Source organism: Chryseobacterium sp. C-71, assembly GCF_020911865.1.
Taxonomy (GTDB): domain Bacteria; phylum Bacteroidota; class Bacteroidia; order Flavobacteriales; family Weeksellaceae; genus Chryseobacterium.
Genome location: NZ_CP087131.1, coordinates 2722482 through 2742557 on the forward strand (window position 1 = coordinate 2722482; position 20076 = coordinate 2742557).

The 20076-nt window shown below is 35.2% G+C and carries 22 protein-coding genes; 11 read left to right on the forward strand and 11 right to left on the reverse strand.

What is annotated here, in order from left to right:
• Positions 1-44: 44 nt before the first annotated feature.
• Both LNP04_RS12470 and LNP04_RS12475 read right to left on the reverse strand, forming a co-directional pair.
• A complete protein-coding gene (locus LNP04_RS12470; RefSeq protein WP_229983287.1) occupies positions 45-785 on the reverse strand; it encodes a uroporphyrinogen-III synthase in 741 nt (246 codons plus the stop codon).
• A gap of 10 nt (positions 786-795) precedes the next feature.
• Positions 796-1560 (reverse strand): DUF4271 domain-containing protein, encoded by a 765-nt coding sequence (locus tag LNP04_RS12475; RefSeq protein WP_324292093.1) that lies wholly within the window; start codon positions 1558-1560, stop codon positions 796-798.
• Between LNP04_RS12475 and LNP04_RS12480 the strand changes: the two genes are divergently transcribed.
• Genes LNP04_RS12480 through LNP04_RS12495 form a run of 4 tightly spaced genes read left to right on the forward strand, consistent with a single transcriptional unit; the run spans position 1541 to position 4881 of the window.
• Positions 1541-2257 (forward strand): polyprenol monophosphomannose synthase, encoded by a 717-nt coding sequence (locus tag LNP04_RS12480; protein WP_229983288.1) that lies wholly within the window; start codon positions 1541-1543, stop codon positions 2255-2257. The genes LNP04_RS12475 and LNP04_RS12480 overlap by 20 nt on opposite strands.
• Positions 2254-2622, forward strand: coding sequence for a DUF4296 domain-containing protein (locus LNP04_RS12485; protein WP_229983289.1), 369 nt, complete (start codon positions 2254-2256; stop codon positions 2620-2622). Before LNP04_RS12480 ends, LNP04_RS12485 begins: the two co-directional genes overlap by 4 nt.
• Before the next feature lie 3 nt (positions 2623-2625).
• A complete protein-coding gene (gene tgt, locus LNP04_RS12490; RefSeq protein ID WP_129535263.1) occupies positions 2626-3759 on the forward strand; it encodes a tRNA guanosine(34) transglycosylase Tgt in 1134 nt (377 codons plus the stop codon).
• Positions 3760-3768: 9 nt separating this feature from the next.
• Complete coding sequence (locus tag LNP04_RS12495; protein WP_229983290.1) at positions 3769-4881, forward strand: LptF/LptG family permease; 1113 nt, start codon at positions 3769-3771, stop codon at positions 4879-4881.
• Here LNP04_RS12495 and LNP04_RS12500 read toward each other — a convergent pair.
• Positions 4875-5588 carry a biotin--[acetyl-CoA-carboxylase] ligase gene (locus LNP04_RS12500; RefSeq protein WP_229983291.1) on the reverse strand — a complete coding sequence of 238 codons (714 nt, stop codon included), beginning with the start codon at positions 5586-5588 and terminating at the stop codon, positions 4875-4877. The genes LNP04_RS12495 and LNP04_RS12500 overlap by 7 nt on opposite strands.
• 86 nt (positions 5589-5674) lie before the next feature.
• Between LNP04_RS12500 and rsfS the strand changes: the two genes are divergently transcribed.
• The 5 genes from rsfS to LNP04_RS12525 all read left to right on the forward strand — a co-directional run bounded on the left by rsfS (position 5675) and on the right by LNP04_RS12525 (position 10312).
• Positions 5675-6043 carry a ribosome silencing factor gene (gene rsfS / locus LNP04_RS12505; RefSeq protein ID WP_129535260.1) on the forward strand — a complete coding sequence of 123 codons (369 nt, stop codon included), beginning with the start codon at positions 5675-5677 and terminating at the stop codon, positions 6041-6043.
• 16 nt (positions 6044-6059) lie between these two features.
• Complete coding sequence (ftsH, locus tag LNP04_RS12510) at positions 6060-8045, forward strand: ATP-dependent zinc metalloprotease FtsH (protein WP_229983292.1); 1986 nt, start codon at positions 6060-6062, stop codon at positions 8043-8045.
• Between the two features lie 133 nt (positions 8046-8178).
• Positions 8179-8760 (forward strand): LUD domain-containing protein, encoded by a 582-nt coding sequence (locus tag LNP04_RS12515; RefSeq protein WP_229983293.1) that lies wholly within the window; start codon positions 8179-8181, stop codon positions 8758-8760.
• A 21-nt stretch (positions 8761-8781) separates the two neighbouring features.
• Positions 8782-9654 carry a phosphatidate cytidylyltransferase gene (locus LNP04_RS12520; RefSeq protein WP_229983294.1) on the forward strand — a complete coding sequence of 291 codons (873 nt, stop codon included), beginning with the start codon at positions 8782-8784 and terminating at the stop codon, positions 9652-9654.
• Positions 9655-9658: 4 nt separating this feature from the next.
• Positions 9659-10312 (forward strand): phosphatidylserine decarboxylase family protein, encoded by a 654-nt coding sequence (locus LNP04_RS12525; RefSeq protein ID WP_229983295.1) that lies wholly within the window; start codon positions 9659-9661, stop codon positions 10310-10312.
• 83 nt (positions 10313-10395) lie between these two features.
• Here the strand turns inward: LNP04_RS12525 and LNP04_RS12530 are convergent, their stop codons facing one another.
• The 6 genes from LNP04_RS12530 to LNP04_RS12555 all read right to left on the reverse strand — a co-directional run bounded on the left by LNP04_RS12530 (position 10396) and on the right by LNP04_RS12555 (position 15466).
• The gene (locus tag LNP04_RS12530) at positions 10396-10743 is read right to left on the reverse strand and encodes a DUF1801 domain-containing protein (RefSeq protein ID WP_229983296.1); all 348 of its coding nucleotides are present in this window, start codon (positions 10741-10743) and stop codon (positions 10396-10398) included.
• Between the two features lie 25 nt (positions 10744-10768).
• Positions 10769-12607, reverse strand: a complete 1839-nt coding sequence (locus LNP04_RS12535; RefSeq protein WP_229983297.1) for an ABC transporter ATP-binding protein — start codon at positions 12605-12607, stop codon at positions 10769-10771.
• A 50-nt stretch (positions 12608-12657) separates the two neighbouring features.
• Entirely contained in the window at positions 12658-13584 is a 927-nt protein-coding gene (locus LNP04_RS12540; protein WP_229983298.1) for a M28 family peptidase, read from the reverse strand.
• A gap of 389 nt (positions 13585-13973) precedes the next feature.
• Positions 13974-14576 carry a transposase gene (locus LNP04_RS12545; RefSeq protein ID WP_229983299.1) on the reverse strand — a complete coding sequence of 201 codons (603 nt, stop codon included), beginning with the start codon at positions 14574-14576 and terminating at the stop codon, positions 13974-13976.
• Entirely contained in the window at positions 14566-14787 is a 222-nt protein-coding gene (locus tag LNP04_RS12550; protein WP_229983300.1) for a hypothetical protein, read from the reverse strand. Before LNP04_RS12550 ends, LNP04_RS12545 begins: the two co-directional genes overlap by 11 nt.
• Before the next feature lie 289 nt (positions 14788-15076).
• Positions 15077-15466 carry a DUF4293 domain-containing protein gene (locus LNP04_RS12555; protein ID WP_229983301.1) on the reverse strand — a complete coding sequence of 130 codons (390 nt, stop codon included), beginning with the start codon at positions 15464-15466 and terminating at the stop codon, positions 15077-15079.
• A 144-nt stretch (positions 15467-15610) separates the two neighbouring features.
• Between LNP04_RS12555 and rho the strand changes: the two genes are divergently transcribed.
• A complete protein-coding gene (gene rho, locus LNP04_RS12560; protein WP_229983302.1) occupies positions 15611-17488 on the forward strand; it encodes a transcription termination factor Rho in 1878 nt (625 codons plus the stop codon).
• A gap of 179 nt (positions 17489-17667) precedes the next feature.
• Positions 17668-18264: a superoxide dismutase gene (locus LNP04_RS12565; protein ID WP_229983303.1), complete on the forward strand. Its 597-nt coding sequence runs from the start codon at positions 17668-17670 to the stop codon at positions 18262-18264.
• Positions 18265-18316: 52 nt separating this feature from the next.
• On the opposite strand, the gene LNP04_RS12570 is transcribed toward LNP04_RS12565, so the two are convergent.
• Complete coding sequence (locus LNP04_RS12570) at positions 18317-18739, reverse strand: DUF6146 family protein (protein WP_229983304.1); 423 nt, start codon at positions 18737-18739, stop codon at positions 18317-18319.
• A 49-nt stretch (positions 18740-18788) separates the two neighbouring features.
• On the reverse strand, positions 18789-19976 hold the full coding sequence (locus LNP04_RS12575) for an endonuclease (protein ID WP_229983305.1): 1188 nt from the start codon (positions 19974-19976) through the stop codon (positions 18789-18791).
• Positions 19977-20076 lie beyond the last annotated feature (100 nt).

The following is a 20076-nucleotide window of genomic DNA, read 5'->3' on the forward strand; positions in this document are numbered from 1 at the left end:
TTCTTTAATCGAAAAGACGGCTGTATGGTATAAAGTTTTAAAAACTATTTATGTAAGCTTTTGATGTATTTTTCAAGTGCCATGGTCATCGACGGTGTTTCCTTTGTGGGAGCCATCAAATCTATTTTTAAGCCTGCTTCTTCGGCAGCTGCTGAAGTAGTAGGGCCGAAAACTCCGATTTTTGTGTCTTCTTGTTTGAAATCCGGGAAGTTTTGCTGTAAAGATTTGATTCCTTGCGGACTGAAGAAAATCAACATGTCGTAGTCATTAATGTTGATGTCTGTCAAATCGCTGCAAACTGTTCTGTACATAATCGCTCTCGTCCATTGAATATTTGCTGCATCCAGAGTTTTAGGAATATCCGCACTCAAAACATCAGATGATGGTAACAAATATTTTTCGGATGGAAACTTTTTAAACAAAGGCAAAAGATCTGTGAAATTTTTCTCGCCAAAGCTGATTTTTCTCTTTCTGTAAACGATGTGTTTCTGAAGATAATTGGCAATCGCCTCAGACTGACAGATATATCTCATGGTATCAGGAACGGAAAATCTCAATTCTTCTGCTAGCCTAAAATAATGATCGATCGCATTTTTACTGGTAAAAATAATACCGGTATACTGCGTTAAATCTATTTTCTGTGTTCTAAGTTCTTTGTTGTCAACCCCCGCAACATGGATGAAAGGACGGAAATCAATCTTTATTTTTTCCTTCTTTGCAATCTCCAAATATGGAGAAGATTCACTAGGTGATGGTTGAGAAACCAATATAGACTTTATTCTCATCTTGTATCTATTAAATAAATAATAACTTCCAAAGCAACAATAAAGGTGCTATTTGAAGCGTGCAAATATACAAAAATTTATAATACCATTTTTGAGGTAATATGTTGTTCCTGTGAAATAAATAGAAAAATACTTTAAACACAAAGACAAACATAAAAAAGAAAAAGTAGTATAAAAACGCTTCATTTCTATCGATTGGGAAATAATAGTGGGTTATACATAAGATTATTACTAAAATTGACAGAATAAAGTGAAATTTAGTGGAGGTAAAATAAAAAATAGTCCATTTTTTTCCGTCACCGATGCTTTGGTAAAATAAAAAACCTAATGCTGTTCGGAGGAAATAAAATAATGAAACGGCGGCCAGACAATATCCAAATTTATTCATCTGATATCCGAAAATCTTCAATTTTGCTGCATATTCTGGGACTACCGGAACATACTGCGAGATTAAAACGGCTAAACTTAATGTAATCACACAAGAAGTGATCATCCAGCTTGGCAGGTTGTTGCTCGAGTCAAAGTACTTTTGCAGAAGAAAATCTTTGAGATTGGCTTCCCGTTCTATGACATTCATCATAAAAATATACAGGAAAAGGCATCCTATAAGTATAAAAACTACCCAATCGTTATTTTCGGGTATTCTTATTTGGTTGGTAAAATCTTGAGATTGTGGCAACGGATAATTTTTTGCAAAATTATAGATTATTTTGTATAAAATAAAAAGCTTAAATAACTTATCTTTGCCAATTGAAATGAAAAAACTCGTCATCATTCCAACATACAACGAAAAGGAGAATATCGAAAAGATAATTTCTGCTGTTTTTGCATTGGAACAGGGGTTTCATGTTTTGGTTGTAGACGATTCTTCGCCCGACAAAACGGCGGACATCGTTAAAGAATTACAGAGAAAATTCCCGCATACTCTTCATTTGTCGATAAGACATATTAAAGATGGATTAGGGAAAGCTTACATTCATGGTTTTAAATGGGCGCTGCAAAACAATTACGACTATATTTTTGAGATGGATGCCGATTTTTCGCACAATCCCAATGATTTACCCAAACTTTTTGATGCTTGCCTAAATGCTGATATGGCAGTTGGATCTCGTTACTCAAAAGGTGTGAATGTGGTCAACTGGCCTATGGGAAGGGTTTTGCTGTCGTATTTTGCTTCGAAATATGTGAGGTTTATTCTCGGACTTTCCATTCACGATACTACAGCTGGTTTTGTTTGCTTTTCAAGAAAAGTTTTAGAAGAAATAGGTTTAGATAATGTGAAATTAAAAGGCTATGGTTTTCAGATTGAAATGAAATTCAGAACTTTCAAAAAAGGTTTTAAAATCGTAGAAGTCCCGATTATTTTTACCAACAGAGAATTGGGTGAAAGTAAAATGAACGGTGGCATCATTCATGAAGCGGTATTTGGTGTTTTAAATTTAAAGTGGAAATCATTAATCAATAAATTATGAAAAGACTAAGCGCGCTTTTGATGTTTGTGTTTGTGGTTTCTTGCAGCGAATATGTTGACAAGCCTAAAAATCTTTTGGATAAAAGTACAATGTCTGAGATTATGGCAGATTTGGCAATCAATGATCAGGTGACCAATACATTTCAAGGTAAAAATTTAGAAAGCGGAACGAGATTTATCCTTAAAACGCATAATGTAAAAGCTGACGATTTTGTTGAAAGCTATAAATATTATGTAGCAATAGGAAAAATGAATAAAATTGTGGATAATGCACAAGTCATTCTTTTAGAGAAAGACCCGAAAGCAAAAGGTTTTGTGGAGAAAAAATCTAAACCCGACACAAATCTTCCCAAATTAGTAAGATAAAATATGCAGCAATTTTTTAAGATAGAAAAAACTTCGCAAGGAAAGGCAAGAGCAGGAGAATTGGTTACCGACCACGGTGTCGTACAGACTCCGATTTTTATGCCGGTAGGAACTGTTGCAAGTGTGAAAACCGTACATCAGAGAGAATTAAGAGATGATATTAAAGCTCAGATTATTTTGGGAAATACTTATCATCTTTATCTTCGTCCGGGTATGGAAGTGATGGAGGAAGCTGGTGGTTTGCATAAATTTATGAATTGGGATCTTCCGATTCTTACCGATTCTGGTGGTTTTCAGGTTTTTTCACTTTCAGGAACGAGAAAAATGTCTGAAGAAGGTGTGAAATTTAAATCTCATATTGACGGAAGCGTTCACTTGTTTACTCCGGAAAAATCTATGGAAATCCAGAGACAGATTGGAGCTGATATTTTCATGGCTTTTGACGAGTGTGTTGCCTATCCGGCACACTACAATCAGGTGAAAAAATCTATGGATATGACCCATCGCTGGTTAAAAAGATGCATGGATTGGAATGAAAAAAATCCTGAATTATACGGATACAAACAAAGATTCTTCCCAATCGTTCAAGGTTCTACCTATTCAGATTTAAGAAAAATTTCGGCAGAAGTTATTGCAGAAGCTGGTGCGGAAGGAAATGCCATCGGCGGACTTTCTGTTGGCGAGCCGGAAGATGAATTATACAGAATCACCGATGAGGTGACCGATATTTTACCTAAAGACAAACCAAGATACCTGATGGGAGTTGGAACCCCTTGGAATATTTTGGAATCTATTGGTTTGGGAATTGACATGATGGATTGTGTGATGCCTACAAGAAATGCCAGAAACGGAATGCTTTTCACTTGGCAAGGCGTCATGAATCTTAAAAACGAAAGATGGAAGAAAGATTTTTCGCCGTTAGATGAGTTCGGGACAAGTTTTGTAGATAGAGAATATTCTAAAGCGTATGTGCGTCATTTATTCGTTTCGAAAGAATATTTAGGAAAACAAATTGCTTCTATTCATAATCTGGCTTTTTACTTAGATTTGGTAAAAGTTGCGAGAGAACATATTTTAGCGGGAGATTTCTACGAATGGAAAAATTCTGTAGTTCCTGTTTTAAGACAAAGACTTTAAAATTATTTCATGTTTAAGATTGTAGACAGATATATCGTAAGAAAATACCTTGGAACCTTTGGTTTTATGCTGATATTGCTGTCTACGGTTGTTTTGGTAATTGACGTTCAGCAAAAAATTCCGAGAATTGAGAATGCGACTGCTCTTGATCCAAAATTAAATTTAACCTATTTCCTTATCCATTTTTATCCGTTCTGGATTATCAATCTGGTCGTTACATTTTTGGCGATTTTGGTATTTATTTCTGTGATTTATTTCACCTCCAGAATGGCAAATAATACGGAAATTGTTGCGATTATCAGTAGCGGTGCGAGTTTTCACAGATTTGCAAAACCTTATTTGCTGACTTCTCTTTTCATTGCTTTACTTTCTCTGGTCGTCAATCACTTCGTATTGCCGTGGGCAAATATTAAGAAAAATGCACTCGAAGCATATACTTATAATCAGACGAATAAAGATAAAATTCTGGGTACGGCTCCGGTTTCTGCGCAATTAAGCAAAACGGAATATATCTTCATCAATTCGTGGAATAAAAAAGAATATCGTGGCTACGGCTTTGTCTACCAAAAATTTGATAAAAACCGTAAACTGACTTACGAACTGAAGGCAAATGATGCTTACTGGGATCCTGCTAAAAAGCAATTTGTACTGAATAGTTTTCTCGAAAAAACCATTAATAAAGATGATTCAGAAAAGCTGGGTCAGGGTTTTGAGTTGAGAAAAAGTTATGGTCAGGCACCAGAAGAGTTATTTCCGAATGAACTTTTAGGTCAAAATAAAACAACTCCTGAGCTTATAAAATTCATCGATAGAGAAAGAGAAAAAGGAAACAGCAATCTGAATGCGCACTTGAATGAGTTTCATCAAAGAACCTCAATGCCTGTGTCAATTATCTTACTGACATTTTTAGCACTTTCACTTTCTTCTCAAAAGAAAAGAGGCGGTTTGGGAATTAACTTAGCAATAGGGATTTCTCTAGCGTTCGTATTTGTATTCTCGTTTGAGGCTCTAAAAGTGGTTTCAGAGAATAAAATTTTGTCTCCATCATTAGCGATGTGGATGCCGAATATTATCTTTTTTCCACTGACTTTAATCTTGTATATCAGAAGAGCCAATCAGTAAAGAAGTTTTACTTCTTTATGATAAAACGATTTTGTTTCATCTTCAAATTCAATCCAGATTTTACCTTTTTCATCGGCTTTTCTGATGATGCCATTTTGTCGCTTTCCGTCAATTTCGAACACTGAAATTTCATCTTTTCTGAATAGATTTAGATTAAATTCTTCTAAAACATCTTCTTCAGAATCTATATTTTTAAATTTTTCAACTAAAAATTCATGCAAATCTTTAGTGAAACTTTGTAATTCTAATCGTTTACCGGTTTGGGTTAAGATTGAGCCTGCATTAGAAATTTCATCAAATTTTTCCTGAAGAACATTAATTCCTGCTCCAATAATAAAATAATTTTCTCCATTGAATTTTTTCTTTTCGATCAGAATTCCGACTAGTTTTTTGTTGGCTAAAATAATATCGTTTGGCCATTTTATCTTCACTGTTTTTTCGGTCAGTTTGGCAAGAAGCTGGCGTATTGCTGTTGCGGTATAATAATTGAACAAGAAATCACTGAGTTTGATGTCCTGAGTTTTTACAGCAATGGTGTATGCAAGATTCTGCTCAGGATGGGAAGCCCAAATATTTCCATACTGTCCTCTTCCTTTTGTTTGATTAAAAGTATACAGACCAACAAAATTTGAATGTGGATAAAGTAAAACCTGAGATATTTCGTCATTAGTAGAAGAACACTCTTTTTGGTAAAACAGATCGGTCATTTATGAAAACTTTAAGACATTAAAGCCCTAAAAGTAAGGTTAAAGTAAAAGAAAAACAATAAATTTGCAGATTATAGTATATTTTAATGAACAAAACAGTAGAAAAGCAAGCGCTAATAGATAAAATTGTAGAAGCTATCCAGGATGTAAAGGGGGAAGATATTATGATTTTCGACCTTTCAAAAATTGAAAACTCGGTAGCAGAAACATTTATAATTTGTAGTGGTAACTCAAATACACAAGTCTCGGCATTAGCAGGAAGTGTAGAAAAAAAGGTGAGAAATGATCTTCAGGACAGACCTTGGCACGTAGAGGGTACAGAAAACTCAATGTGGGTCTTGGTAGATTATGTAACCGTGGTGGTGCATATCTTCCAGAAAGAAACTCGTCAGTATTACGATATTGAAGAACTTTGGGGTGATGCAAAAATCACCAAAATAGAAAGTGAAGTATAAATTTTAAAAGTATTAAATGAATAATAAAGGATTTAACTGGTTTTTCCCAATCGCTATAATAGCCCTTTTGTTATTTTTTGCCTCAAACTTTTTAGGTGGCAACAATGCAAAATCTATTGATGAAGATGCTTTCTTTAGAGAAATGCAGGCGGGGAAAGTTCAGAATGTATTGATTGATAAACAAGCTCAAAAAGCTGAAGTATTTTTAACAAAAGCTGCCAAAACAGCTACAGTGACGAAAGATGACAAGGCAAATCCTTTTTCGAATTTAGGTATGTCTACTGCAAAGGCTGATTATAGCCTGAAGTATGGAGATTTACAGCTGTTCTTAGAGAAATTTGAATCTATAAAAAGCCAAAATCCGGCAATCAAAACGTCTAAAGATTATGCAGAAGGTGAGAGTGCATTAATGGGTGCTCTTATTCAGGCTCTTATCTGGATTACGATTTTAGGATTGTTCTACTTCATCCTTTTCAGAAAAATGGGAAGTGGCGGAGGTCCGGGAGGACAGATTTTCTCTATCGGTAAATCTAAAGCCAAATTATTTGACGAAAAAGAAAAAATTCAGACAACATTTAAGGATGTTGCAGGATTAGAAGGAGCTAAAGAAGAGGTGCAGGAAGTTGTAGATTTCTTGAAAAACTCTGAAAAATACACGAAATTGGGAGGTAAAATTCCTAAAGGGGTACTTTTGGTAGGCCCTCCGGGAACAGGTAAAACCTTATTGGCGAAAGCTGTAGCAGGTGAAGCTAAAGTTCCTTTCTTCTCACTGTCAGGTTCAGATTTTGTGGAAATGTTTGTGGGGGTAGGAGCTTCAAGAGTAAGAGATTTGTTTGCTCAGGCAAAGGCAAAATCTCCAGCAATTATCTTTATTGATGAGATTGATGCGATCGGACGTGCAAGAGGAAAAAACAATTTCTCTGGCGGAAACGACGAGAGAGAAAATACATTGAACCAATTGCTTACTGAAATGGACGGTTTCGGAACCGACGTGAACGTAATCGTAATGGCAGCAACCAACAGAGCTGATATTCTGGATAAGGCATTAATGAGAGCTGGTCGTTTTGACCGTTCGGTTTATGTTGATCTTCCGGAATTGCACGAAAGAAGAGAGATTTTTGATGTTCATTTACAGAAGATCAAATTGGATGAGACTATAGACAGGGAGTTCCTGGCAAAGCAAACTCCAGGTTTCAGTGGAGCGGATATCGCTAATGTTTGTAATGAGGCAGCATTGATTGCAGCAAGAAACAGTCATGAATTTGTTAACAAACAAGATTTCTTAGATGCTGTAGACAGAATTATCGGTGGCCTTGAGAAGAAAAATATGGCCATCAAGCCTTCTGAAAAGAAAAGAGTGGCATTCCATGAGGCTGGTCACGCAACAATTTCTTGGTTGGTAGAACATGCTTCTCCATTATTGAAGGTGACGATTGTTCCGAGAGGGCGTTCATTGGGTGCAGCTTGGTATCTTCCTGAAGAAAGACAGTTGACCACTACAGAACAAATGCTGGACGAGATGTGTGCTACATTGGGAGGTAGAGCGGCTGAGCAAGTTATATTTAATAATATTTCTACAGGTGCACTTTCAGATCTGGAAACAGTAACTAAGAGAGCTCAGGCAATGGTTACCATCTACGGATTGAGTCCTAATATTGGTAATATTTCTTACTATGACAGTTCGGGGCAGTCAGAGTACAATTTTGGGAAACCTTATTCTGAGGCTACTGCTTCTAAAATTGATACAGAAATCAAGGCGATTATTGAACATCAATACGAAAGAGCAGTTAGAATCTTGAGTGAAAACAAAGATAAACTGAATGCCTTGGCGAATAAACTTTTAGAAAAAGAAGTGATTTTCCGTGAAGATCTTGAGGATATATTCGGTAAAAGAGCTTGGGATCCTGAATTGACAGAGAGACCGGTGACGAATACTATTCCAATCCATGAAAAAGTAGAAGAAAGTGAGATTCAGGCACCAGAAAGTCCTGCTCAGCTTTAAAATATTTATATTCAATTGAATACAGCCCGGTAATTGTAAAATTGCCGGGTTTTTTCATTTTAAAGCAATATTATTAGAAGCAATTCTAATTAATTTTCTATTTTTGTAGTAAGTTGACTAAAAATACATTAAGTTGAGTTTATTTAAGAGAATTGTAAGCAAACTAACTAATCAGCCTGAGGAAGATGACAAGCAAAGTCTGGAGAAGCTAGGAGATTCGCTGAAAAACGCTGATCTTGATTATAAGTTCGCCCAATTGTTTACCCATTCCGGAGGTTTTTTTAATTATTGTGCTGATGAAGCTGAAGCTTTGCAGACATTAAACCAGATCTTAAAGATTGAGGGTATAAATTCTGTGTTTTGTTGTGACAAAGATTTACAAAATTTTTTGAATGTTGTAAAAGCTTCTCATACACAACAACTTGAAACGGTCAACGATGCTGCATTTATCACTTGCGAATATCTTATTGCGTATGACGGCAGAATAATGCTTTCTCATAATAATATTCTGCATTATCACTCTTCAAGGCTTCCGTCAAAAATTGTTGTGATGGCAAACGTTTCTCAGATCGTTAATAATCTGAATGATGCAATGGGGAAAATAAAGCGTAGCGGAAACATCAAAAATCTTACTTCAATAAGCGGAAATCATTCTAAGCTAGATACCGCAACAAACAATAATACCAAGCTGTTTCTGCTGTTATTAGAAGACTAGAAACAATCTAAATTTTAAATTTTGGACAAAAATCTTATTCAGAGAACCATTTCGGGGATTGTTTACATTGCAGTCATTATTCTCTGTACTACGCCATTGGGAGCTCAGCTTCTCGATCAAATTTCGCCGGGTCTTGTAAAGCAGCAATATTTGTATTACGGATTGATCACTTTTCTTTTGCTGGTAGGAACGTGGGAGTGCATCAAGATCATGAAATTTGGCAATGGTTACGAAAAGTGGGTAGTTCTGCCCATTGTCCTGCTTATTTTCTATATGTTCTCTAAACGGTATTTCTATCACGACTTTTATTTCAATTTCAGGTTAACGGAAATCCTTGCGTTGGCACTAGTTGTGATTGCGGTAGTTACTTTATTTAAATTCACAAGTGAACTGTATTTTGATAGTGGGAAGCTCATTTTCACAGTAATTTATGTAGCCTTACCATTCTCATTTGCCTTAGGTTTGCCTAAATATTCTTCTTACGATAGCAATTTTTCTTTGGAAGTCATTTTCCTTTTTATTTTAATTTGGAGCAGTGATACGTTTGCTTATCTGGTTGGAAAGTTTTTTGGAAAACATAAAATGGCACCTAAGATTTCGCCTAAAAAAACCTGGGAAGGGTATGCCGGTGGAGTAGTACTTACATTATTTTTTTCTTATTTTGTTGAAATGTATCAGCCACAGCTTCGCGGAAACTGGATGGTTGTTGGTTTTCTGATTGCAGCATTTGCGCCTTTGGGAGATCTGGTAGAAAGCCAGCTGAAAAGAACTTTCGGGGTAAAAGACAGCGGAAACATTATTCCTGGGCATGGTGGTGTATTAGATAGGCTGGATAGTTTTTTAATCTGCGTTCCTGTCGTATATTTGTATTTTATTTTAGAAAAATTTATATAAACTCATGAAGTTACATAAAGAATCGAAAGGCACCATCGTAGTTGCCAGTGTATTGTTTGCAATAATTGCGTCGGTAGCTATCTATTTCCTGGAAATGTGGTCGCTTGTAATCATCATACCAATATTAGTTATTTATGCTTTGGTATTTTGGTTTTTCAGAGTTCCGAATCGTGATATTTTAGATCATACGGAAAATGTCATAGCACCTGTTGATGGTAAAGTAGTCATGATTAAAGAAGTTGAAGAAACTGAATTTTTAAAGGAAAAAGCAATTCAGGTTTCTATCTTTATGTCTCCGTTGAATGTTCATATTTGTAGATACCCTGTTTCAGGAAATGTAATTTATAAAAAATATCATCCCGGAAAATATCTGGTAGCCTGGCACGAGAAATCTTCTACAGAAAACGAAAGAACAACGGTGGCTGTAGAAAGTATGACGAATCATAAAGTTGTTTTCAGACAGATTGCAGGATATGTAGCGAGAAGAATTGTTTTTTATTGTAATGAAGGCGATGCAGCAAAAGCAGGACATGAGTTTGGTTTCATTAAATTTGGTTCAAGAATGGATATTTTCTTGCCATTGGATACTGAGATCATCTGCAAAATTGGTGATAAGACCAAAGGAGGAATAGATGTGATTGCCAGAATGAAAGATTAGTATTTAGCAATTACAAAAAATAGATAAAGACCGTCTCGAAAGAGGTGGTCTTTTAGTTTGATCTACATTGATATTTTTGATTGTTATTTGATTTGCTTTTTAACCTCATTGATTAACTCCAATATTAATTCTACAGGCAAATCCTCATCCATATCAATCAAAAGGATTTTAAACTTCTTTCTGCCTTCTGAAATCAATTCGGGGTAATCTAATCGGTCACCATGATAAAAGCTGATGTAATGTTTCTGATGCTTTTTGCTGTAATACAGAAAACACAGCATTTTCTTTTTAAACTTAAAAAATGGAAGTCCGAAGCTTAAAGTTTCAGTAATGTTTTCAGGATCAGATTCTAGAATCTTCTTTCTTAAAAACAAAAGAGTACTTCGCTCAGGTTCGTTGATTCTGAAGAAGTACTCTTGTATGGGGTTCATTTTAAATAAATTTAAAAAGATTTAATTAGTCAAAATTTTGCAGCTCTACGAGCTTGTGATAGGTTCCTCGTTTTGCCATAAGTTCCTGGTGAGTTCCTTGCTCCATAATATCGCCTTTCTCCATTACAACGATCCAGTCTGCTTTTTGGATAGTTGAAAGTCGGTGAGCAATTACTAATGATGTTCTGTTTTCCATCATCTTCTCAAGAGCATCCTGTACAAATTTTTCAGATTCTGTATCCAAAGCAGAGGTTGCTTCGTCCAAAATCATGATTGGTGGATTTTTGAGAACCGCTCTTGCGATAGAAACTCTTTGTTTTTGTCCGCCAGATAACTTCCCTCCGTCGTCTCCGATGTTGGTATCGTAACCATTTGGAAGCTGAGTGATAAATAAGTCTGCATTGGCAATTTTAGCTGCAGCAATCACTTCATCTCTGGAAGCTTCAGGTTTCCCCATCAAAATATTGTTATAAACTGTATCATTAAAGAGAACAGATTCCTGAGTTACCATTCCCAACAGCTTTCTGTACTCAGTAAGTTTTAAATTTTTAATGTTGGTTTCGTCGATTAAAATTTCACCTTCAGAAACATCGTAAAATCTTGCCAAAAGATTAGCGATAGTTGTTTTACCACTTCCGCTTTGTCCTACAAGTGCTACAGTTTTTCCTTTAGGTATTTTTAAATTAAAATTTTTCAGAATTAAATTAGACTTATCATAGTAGAAACCAATATTTTTGAACTCAATATGAGCATCAAGGTTAGAAATTGAAACAGGTTCTGCAACTTCTTCAATTTTAATGTCAGCATCAAGGATTTCCAAAACTCTTGTTAGAGAAGCTTCTCCTTTCTGAACGTTCGAAATAGAGGTTGACAAACTTTTCATAGGTGGTAAAATCTGAAAGAAAATACCTAAGAAAACAAGAAAATCAGCTGGTGAAATGCTTTGATCTACGATGATTTGTTTTCCACCATACCATGCGATAATTAAGAAAGTTACTGAACCTAAAAATTCGCTCATAGGCGATGCTAATTCTTTTTTTCTTCCGAGGCTTATTGAGCTGTTGATCCATTTTTGCATCGACTGCATAAAACGGTTGTTCATAATTTTTTCAGCGTTGAAAATCTTTATTACCTTATTAGATTTTAATGTTTCATCAACGATTGAGAAAATATTTCCCATCTCGTTTTGAGCTTCATGAGAATCCTTTTTAAGGCTTTTTCCAATAAGGGCAATCATCGTTCCCATTATAGGAAGCACAAGGAGGGAAAAAAGAGTCATTTCCGGACTCAAGAAAAACAAAGTAACCAATGTGCTGATTAACATAAAAGGAGCGTTGATAAGATCTACTAAGCTTCCCAATATACTGCCCTCAACGTCACCTACATCATTTGACATACGAGACATCATATCTCCCTTTCTGCTTTCTGTAAAAAAAGAAACAGGAAGAGAAAGAATTTTTCTGTACATCGCTCCACGAAGGTCTTTGGTAACTCCTACCCGGTAATTAATCAAAAGGAATGAACCTAAATAACGGAAAATATTTCGTAGCAGAAACATAACTGCGGTGATAACGCAAAGCCATGCCAGTACCTTCAAAGAGCCATACTCCGTAACTAAACTTTGAACATAATAATTGGAGTATTCCTTTAAAAAAGTAAAAAAGTCTATAATGTCTCCGGAGTAAACGGGCGCAGATTCATATTTCTCTGGTTTGATAGTTCCGAAAAGCATTCCCAAAACTGGCAGGATAGTACCTAAAGAAGCAATTTGAAATGCAGAATACAGTAAGTTGAAAAACAAACTTCCATAAATGTACTTACGGTGGGGTCTTGCGAATTTTAGTATTTTTTTATATTCGTTCATTCAATAAAATTGGATAGCAAAATTAATTAAAATATAATGATAAGACGTTTTTAATTGAATTTTACTTTATCATTATACTTCGGATTGAAGTTTTTTGTGTTTAATTTTTCTAAAGTCTTCCCGAAATTATTAATCAACTGGGTAAGATTATCAAAGTCTACAACATTAATGTCATCATTCAGTTGATGATAATGCTTAATTTTGCTCATATCTGCCGTAGAGATAGAATGCGCAATGATTTTTTTCTTCACAAAACTCACATTGTCTGATCTGTAGAATAATTGCTCTGATGCATAAGGATCAGGGTATATTTTTAACTCATTTACAGCATTTTGATTAAACAATTCATCAAGGTCAGAAAATTCGTCACCTGTGATGAATACTGCATTCTTTCCAAATTCAGATTCTGTGGCAACCATTTCAAAATTAAAAAGGGCAGCAAGATTTTTATAAATTTTATCTAAACCTTTATCCTCAGCAATCGCTGTCGAGCCAAGCATACCTTTTTCTTCGCCATTAAATGCCATGAAAACCATAGAGAACTCAGGTTTTTTATCTTTAAAGTAATCAGCTATTCCTACCAAAGTTGTAATTCCGCTGGCATCGTCATCAGCACCATTGTAGATGATATCTTCACCTCCTTTTTTACTCACTCCGATATGATCAAAGTGACCTGAAAAGCCTAAAGTTTTCTCAGATTTCCCTTTTTTGATTCCACAAACGTTGTATGCGGTTTTTCCTTTGTAATCAAAAGGAACGAGATACGAATTTCCGGTACAGTATTCTAAATTGTTTTCTTTAAAAAGTGTTGCAATATAATTCGCTGCATTATCATTTTCAGGAGTTCCTATTTCTCTGCCTTTCATTTCGTCTGAAGCCAAAGTAGAGATCACCGTTTTAATTCTTTCTGTAGATACTTCCTGTGCAAAAGTTGTTGCAGAGAATAAAGATAGAATAAGGTAGGTTAGTTTTTTCATATTGAATATTTATTTTAATTGAATCTGTCGCAATTTTATGTGAAATGTTGCATTAAGATTAATGGAAAATATATTTAAAATTGAATCTGAGACAAATTTAAAACAAAACTGATACATCTCAGAAAATTTATGAGTCTTCACTTTAAATAAGAAATAAAAAGGTAATGTGGTCAAAGATAGTTGGTGTTTTTCACAAAAATAATTCGTAATATTTGACGGTTGATTGGAAGAGGAAATGAGCAATGCTGAGGAGCAACTCATCAGCAATACAATCAACGCTGTAAACAATAGTTTAGAGGATGGCTTTTGCCATCCTTTTTTTGCAAATTATTGGAACAGCTCTATGGCTTAAAAAACCTTTACGACTTTAGATTTTTATAAAAAAGATACTATTGGATAAACTTTTTTCTTCGACTTTTGGTAAGTCCCCGATGAATATTGAGATGACCTTTCAGATGACCGAAAAAAGACTCTATGCCGTTTGTTGTTTTCGGAATTTTAGAATTTTGCAGGAACGTAAACATATTGGGTAAAGCCTTTCTGATAACCGAAAAACATCTTCTTACCATCTTGTGCGTGTACCAATATCTTCCGGTTTCCTGGCTGTATGATTTTTCATTCAAAAAATCTTTATCTTTCTCAGACCAATCCAAAAATTCTTTGATCAAATACTGCTTTTTAGCTTCATTGTCAATAAAATGAATCTTGCAGACTATTTCACGTAACTCAAAACCCGCTGCAGACTTTGGATAAGCTGAAAGCCATATTTTGCACATTCTCTGAATATGCACCAAACATCTCTGAACAGGAACTTTCGGGCAGACTTTTCGGATGGCTTTCAGTAGAGATTTGTCGCCATCGCAGGTTATCCCGCCTATTTTTATTCTTAAATTCAGAATGTTTTCCAAATCCTCTTTCAATTCTTCATAATGCTCTCCGTCAGTAATTCTGTAAAGTTGGGTTTGCTTAAAAACATTGTCTCTATAAACCACCAGACAGATCATTTGAGAAATAAGTGCCGTCAATCAGCAAATAAGCCTCCTTGTTCTGGCTGTAATTGAGTTTTGGCGCTTTGCTAAGCATCACATTAAAATACCGCTGAAGAGTACTTACCGAATACCCTGATTCTGCGGAAATCTGCTCATAAGTCTGTTTACCGACAATCCATTTTCTAAACCAAATTTCTTTGTTTTTTAGGCTCACAGATTTATTTTCTGAAGTAAAACAAATGCCGCAATTTTTACATTTAAAACGACGCTTACCATTTTGCTTTCCCCAAGAAATCACATCCAGACTTTCGCAACTCCAACAACGATTTTTTTTGAATTTCCAGCCATAAAAAAAGTTTATTGAAACAAAGTTCAATAAACTTTCTAAATCATCAGTAACAATCGGCAATACAAAGAATTTTACCAACTATTTTTGACTATTAAACCAATAAAAAAACAGCTCCAAAAGAAGCTGTTCTTACTCAAAAAAAATCATTGTTAGGTTATCGGAGTCTGTCTACAGATTTTACGAGCCTCTCATCTTTTTTGATAAAAACATTTGCTATAAAAAAACAAATTACCGCAATCAATGGGAAAACCGGCTCAATACCCTTCTCAGGAAAATCTATTCCTCCGGATAAGTTTTGTACCCAATACACCAATATACCAATCAACAAAGCGTTTATAATGATGCTGATGTTATTCAGCATGATTTGTCTTTTTCTGTTTTTAAAGCTAAACAAACTGAATGCGCCTATCAAAACCAAAACAATAGATGCGATGCTGATAATCGGAACATTTCCGAAAACTTCTACATCCTGCCCTGTAATATATAGGAATGCCGCCGCCAGAACGGATAGCAAAATCCAAATAGTTTGTATTCTCTGTAACATAGAATTTTAAATTCTCAGCAAAAATAACATAAATTTTGCACAATTCAAAAATAAGTGTAGATTTGCATTATACAATGTACTTGAAAACAAAAGTCACCGGACTTACTTTTCTTACTCACAACTAATTACATTTTTACTTTATATATGTTTAACATAGAAACGTTAAGGTCAAAATCCGTAACGGAATTGACTAAAATCCTCAAAGATTTGGGCGTTAAGGTTGCAAGAAACAGCACAGATAATGATAAAATCTTCGCAGTTCTTGATTTTCAGGCTTCCAACCCTAAAGTTGCAAAAGATTACTTCAATACTACAGAAAGCAACACTGAAACTGAAGAAAAACCTGCTGCAGCAGAAAAAGTGGTGAAAACTGCTCCTAAAAAACCAGCACCCAAAAAACCGGCAAGACCAAAAGTTGCCACAGAAACTCCTAAAGAAGAAGCAGAACCTGCCAAAACTGAGGAAGCAACAGACGAGAAAGAAGTTATTGCAGAGGCAATCATAAAAGAACCTGCAAAAGGTGCTGTAGAAGAAAGACCTGCAAATAATGCTTCAAAACAAAAAAGAAAAAGAGTAGCTCCTACCAATACTTCTGAAGAACAAACTCAGGAAAAAGAAGAAACTCCGACAAATACAGATTCTCAAGTAGCTGCCGCAGCTCCTGCACAAGCACAGACGAGAGAAGAAAGACCTAAAAGACCTCAACAACAACAAGGTCAGAATCCGAACCAAAAAGGTCCAAACCATCCACAGCAAAACGGTGGAAATCCTCAAAACAGAAATCAGAACAATAATCAAAATCAGAATTCTAACCAAAACAACCCTAATCAAAACCAAAATCCTAATCAAAATCAGAACAGAAATTCTGACAGACAGGAAGAAAATGAATCCAGAAAAGAGTTCAATTTCGACGGAATGGTAAGCATTGAAGGTGTTTTAGAGATTCTGCCTGATAACTACGGATTTTTACGTTCATCAGATTTCAGTTATATCTCTTCACCAGATGACGTGTATGTTTCTACTGCACAGATCAGAAATTTTGGGTTAAAAACAGGAGATACTGTAAGAGGTATTGTACGTTTGCCAAAAGAAGGTGAAAAATATTTTTCTTTATTAAAACCAACAGAAGTTAACGGACGCGATCTTGCATTTATCAAGGATCGTGTTGCTTTTGAATATTTAACTCCGCTTTTCCCGGAAGAGAAATTTAATCTTTCAGGAGATAATTCTACGATGTCTACAAGAATCGTCGATTTATTTGCACCGATTGGAAAGGGTCAGAGAGCGATGATTGTTGCCCAGCCAAAAACCGGTAAAACAATGTTGCTGAAAGATATTGCTAATTCTATCGCAGCCAATCACCCGGAAGTTTATATGATGGTGCTTTTGATCGACGAACGTCCTGAAGAAGTTACCGACATGGAAAGAAGTGTAAATGCTGAAGTAATTGCGTCTACATTTGATGAGGCTGCCGATAAACACGTAAAAGTGGCTAACCTAGTTCTTGCGAAAGCTCAGAGAATGGTAGAATGTGGTCACGATGTGGTTATTTTATTAGATTCAATTACAAGATTAGCAAGAGCTTACAATACGGTAACTCCGGCATCAGGAAAAGTGCTTTCAGGTGGTGTAGATGCTAACGCTCTACATAAACCCAAAAGATTCTTTGGTGCAGCAAGAAAAATCGAAAACGGAGGATCATTGACGATTATTGCAACGGCATTGATTGATACTGGTTCTAAAATGGATGAGGTTATTTTTGAAGAATTCAAAGGTACCGGAAACATGGAGCTTCAGTTAGACAGAAAAATTGCCAACAGAAGAATTTATCCTGCTATTGATTTGGTTTCTTCAAGTACAAGAAGAGATGATCTATTGCTGGATGAGGTAACTTCACAGAGAATGTGGATTTTCAGAAAATATCTTTCAGAAATGAATCCTATCGAAGCGATGGAATTTGTCAACAAAAATATCAGAGGAACTCTGAACAACGAAGAATTTTTAATGTCTATGAATAGATAGACATACGTTAATATTGTTTATACGAAGCACAGATTGAGGTCTGTGCTTTTTTTATTTGAATACAGTTCAAAATTTTAAATTAAAGTATCAATGTTAAAGATTTATTAAAATAATCTGCAATTGTTGATATTGGCTTAAATATTGGCTAAATTTACATATTAACATTAAAAATTAAACTTATGTCATTTGAATTACCAAAATTAGGATATTCGTACGATGCTCTTGAGCCTACAATTGATGCAAAAACTATGGAGATTCACCATACAAAGCACCACCAGGCTTACATCGATAATTTAAATAAAGCGATTGAAGGTACTGATCTTGCAGGATTGTCTATCGAAGATATCTGCAGAAACGGTGTTGAAAAACCTGCTGTTAGAAATAATGGCGGAGGTCACTTCAATCACTCATTGTTCTGGGAGATTTTAACTCCTGGCGGAAGCAAAGAACCAGTAGGAAGCGTAAAAGCTGCTATCGAAAACTATGGTGGTCTTGAGAAATTCAAAACTGATTTTTCTGAAGCTGCAAAAACAAGATTCGGTTCTGGATGGGCTTGGTTAGTTAAGAACGAAGACGGATCTGTATCTGTAACTTCTACTCCAAATCAGGATAACCCGTTGATGCCAACAGCTGATGCTAAAGGAACTCCGGTTTTAGGATTAGACGTTTGGGAACATGCTTATTATTTAAATTACCAAAACAGAAGACCTGATTATGTAGCTGCATTCTTTGATGTAGTTAACTGGGATAAAGTTGAAGAGTTATTTAATAAATAATTATCTTTAATTGAGGTATAAAAAGGTTCAGAATTTTCTGAACCTTTTTTGTTTAAAATCTTGTGGCATCTGATGCTGCAAGACCGTTCATTCTGAGTTTATATTTCCAGTTGACGTAGGCGAAAACCTGATACAGTTTATATTCGAACTTAATTCCGTAGTTTTCTCTCGGGTCATAATCAATTGCAGATTCTATCACGTTTCTGTATCTTCCAGAAGTGTAGTAAGAATTCCATTCTATAACAAGCGTTCTGTTTCTGTTTTTTAATGTAGATTCAGAATATTGATTGATGGGTTGAGCGATGGCGTTCAAAAAATAATCAAACTGAGTATCAATCACAGTGAGTTCCCATTCGCCGTCATTATTTTTCTCAGGTTTCATTGCAGATTCTTCTTTTTCATTTTTAGGTAAAGATTGTGCAGTAAACTTCAACGGAATAATGAGAAAGATTATAATTAAGATTAAATTTTTCATAATCATAAAGTTACACAAAAAAAGCACTCGTTTATGAGTGCTTTATGTTTTATGGTTCTTTCTGTAAAATAACAAACGCCGGGAAGTGGTCACTGTAGCCGCCTGTAAACTGGTCGCCATTCCAAGATCGGAAAGGGTAGCCTTTGTAATTTCCTTCTTTGTTTACTAAATATGCAGGAGCATAAACTTCAGCTTTATAAACAGAATATTCTTTTGGATTTTTATCTAAGACTAAATTTTTAGATACAATAATCTGATCAAATAAATTGGGTGCATCCTGATAAGCCAATGAAGCGATTCCTTTCTTATACAAAGGATACATTAGATTAAGATAAGGTTTTTCGTCACTTAAATCTTTTTCACTTGCAGCTGCTTTCAAATGATTTTTTAAACTTGCACTTACTGGGTCATCGTTAAAATCTCCCATGGCAAAAAGTTTTGTTGCAGGATCTTCAGTTCTGATGCTGTCCATTTGTTGTTTCAATAATGCTGCTGCTGCATTTCTTTTAGGTAAAGAAACAGCCTCGCCACCTCTTCTTGATGGCCAGTGATTCATAAAGAAAGCTACTTTTTCGTTGTCTAAAATTCCGGAAACTACCAAAATATCTCTCGTATATTCTCTTTTTCCATCAGGACCATATACTTTCAACTCTTTTTTTAGAGAATTGGTAACCGTAAATCTTCTCTTTTGATAGATTAAAGCAACATCAATTCCTCTGTAATCGTACGAATTGTAATGTATGATACCATAATCGTACTTTGACAAAGCGGGTTGCTTTACAAGATCCAGAATGACCTGTCTGTTTTCTACTTCTATAAGCCCTACCACCGCAGGAGCTGTTTTTGTGTATTGAGAACCTAATTCAGCAATTACTTTTGCTGAATTTTCGAGCTTTTTCTTGTAGATTTTGGTATTGTAGTTTTTTCCGCTGGCTGGTGTGAATTCTTCTGCACCGCTTTGGTATCTTACCGCTTTTTTACCTACCAACAAACCGTCGCTCCACTGTCCTTCATACTTTTCTGCCTCCAAAAACTTAATGGAATCTAATGGTATGCTTCTATGAAATGCAGGATTGGTTTTATCTTTAGTTCCATCTATATAATCTGCAGAACGAATGGTGTCCCAAAGGTTTTCAACATTTAAGAAACCTACGGCTGCAACTCTTTTTACTTTTCCTTGTTGTGCAAATATCATCATCGAAAAAATGAATGCCACAAAGCTTAAAAAATTTTTCATCTTAGAATATTACAAGTATTTAATCTGCAAATTTACTTTTTTTTAATTCATACTATTTTAATTAAATATAAATTTATCATCTAAATATTAAACACATTTG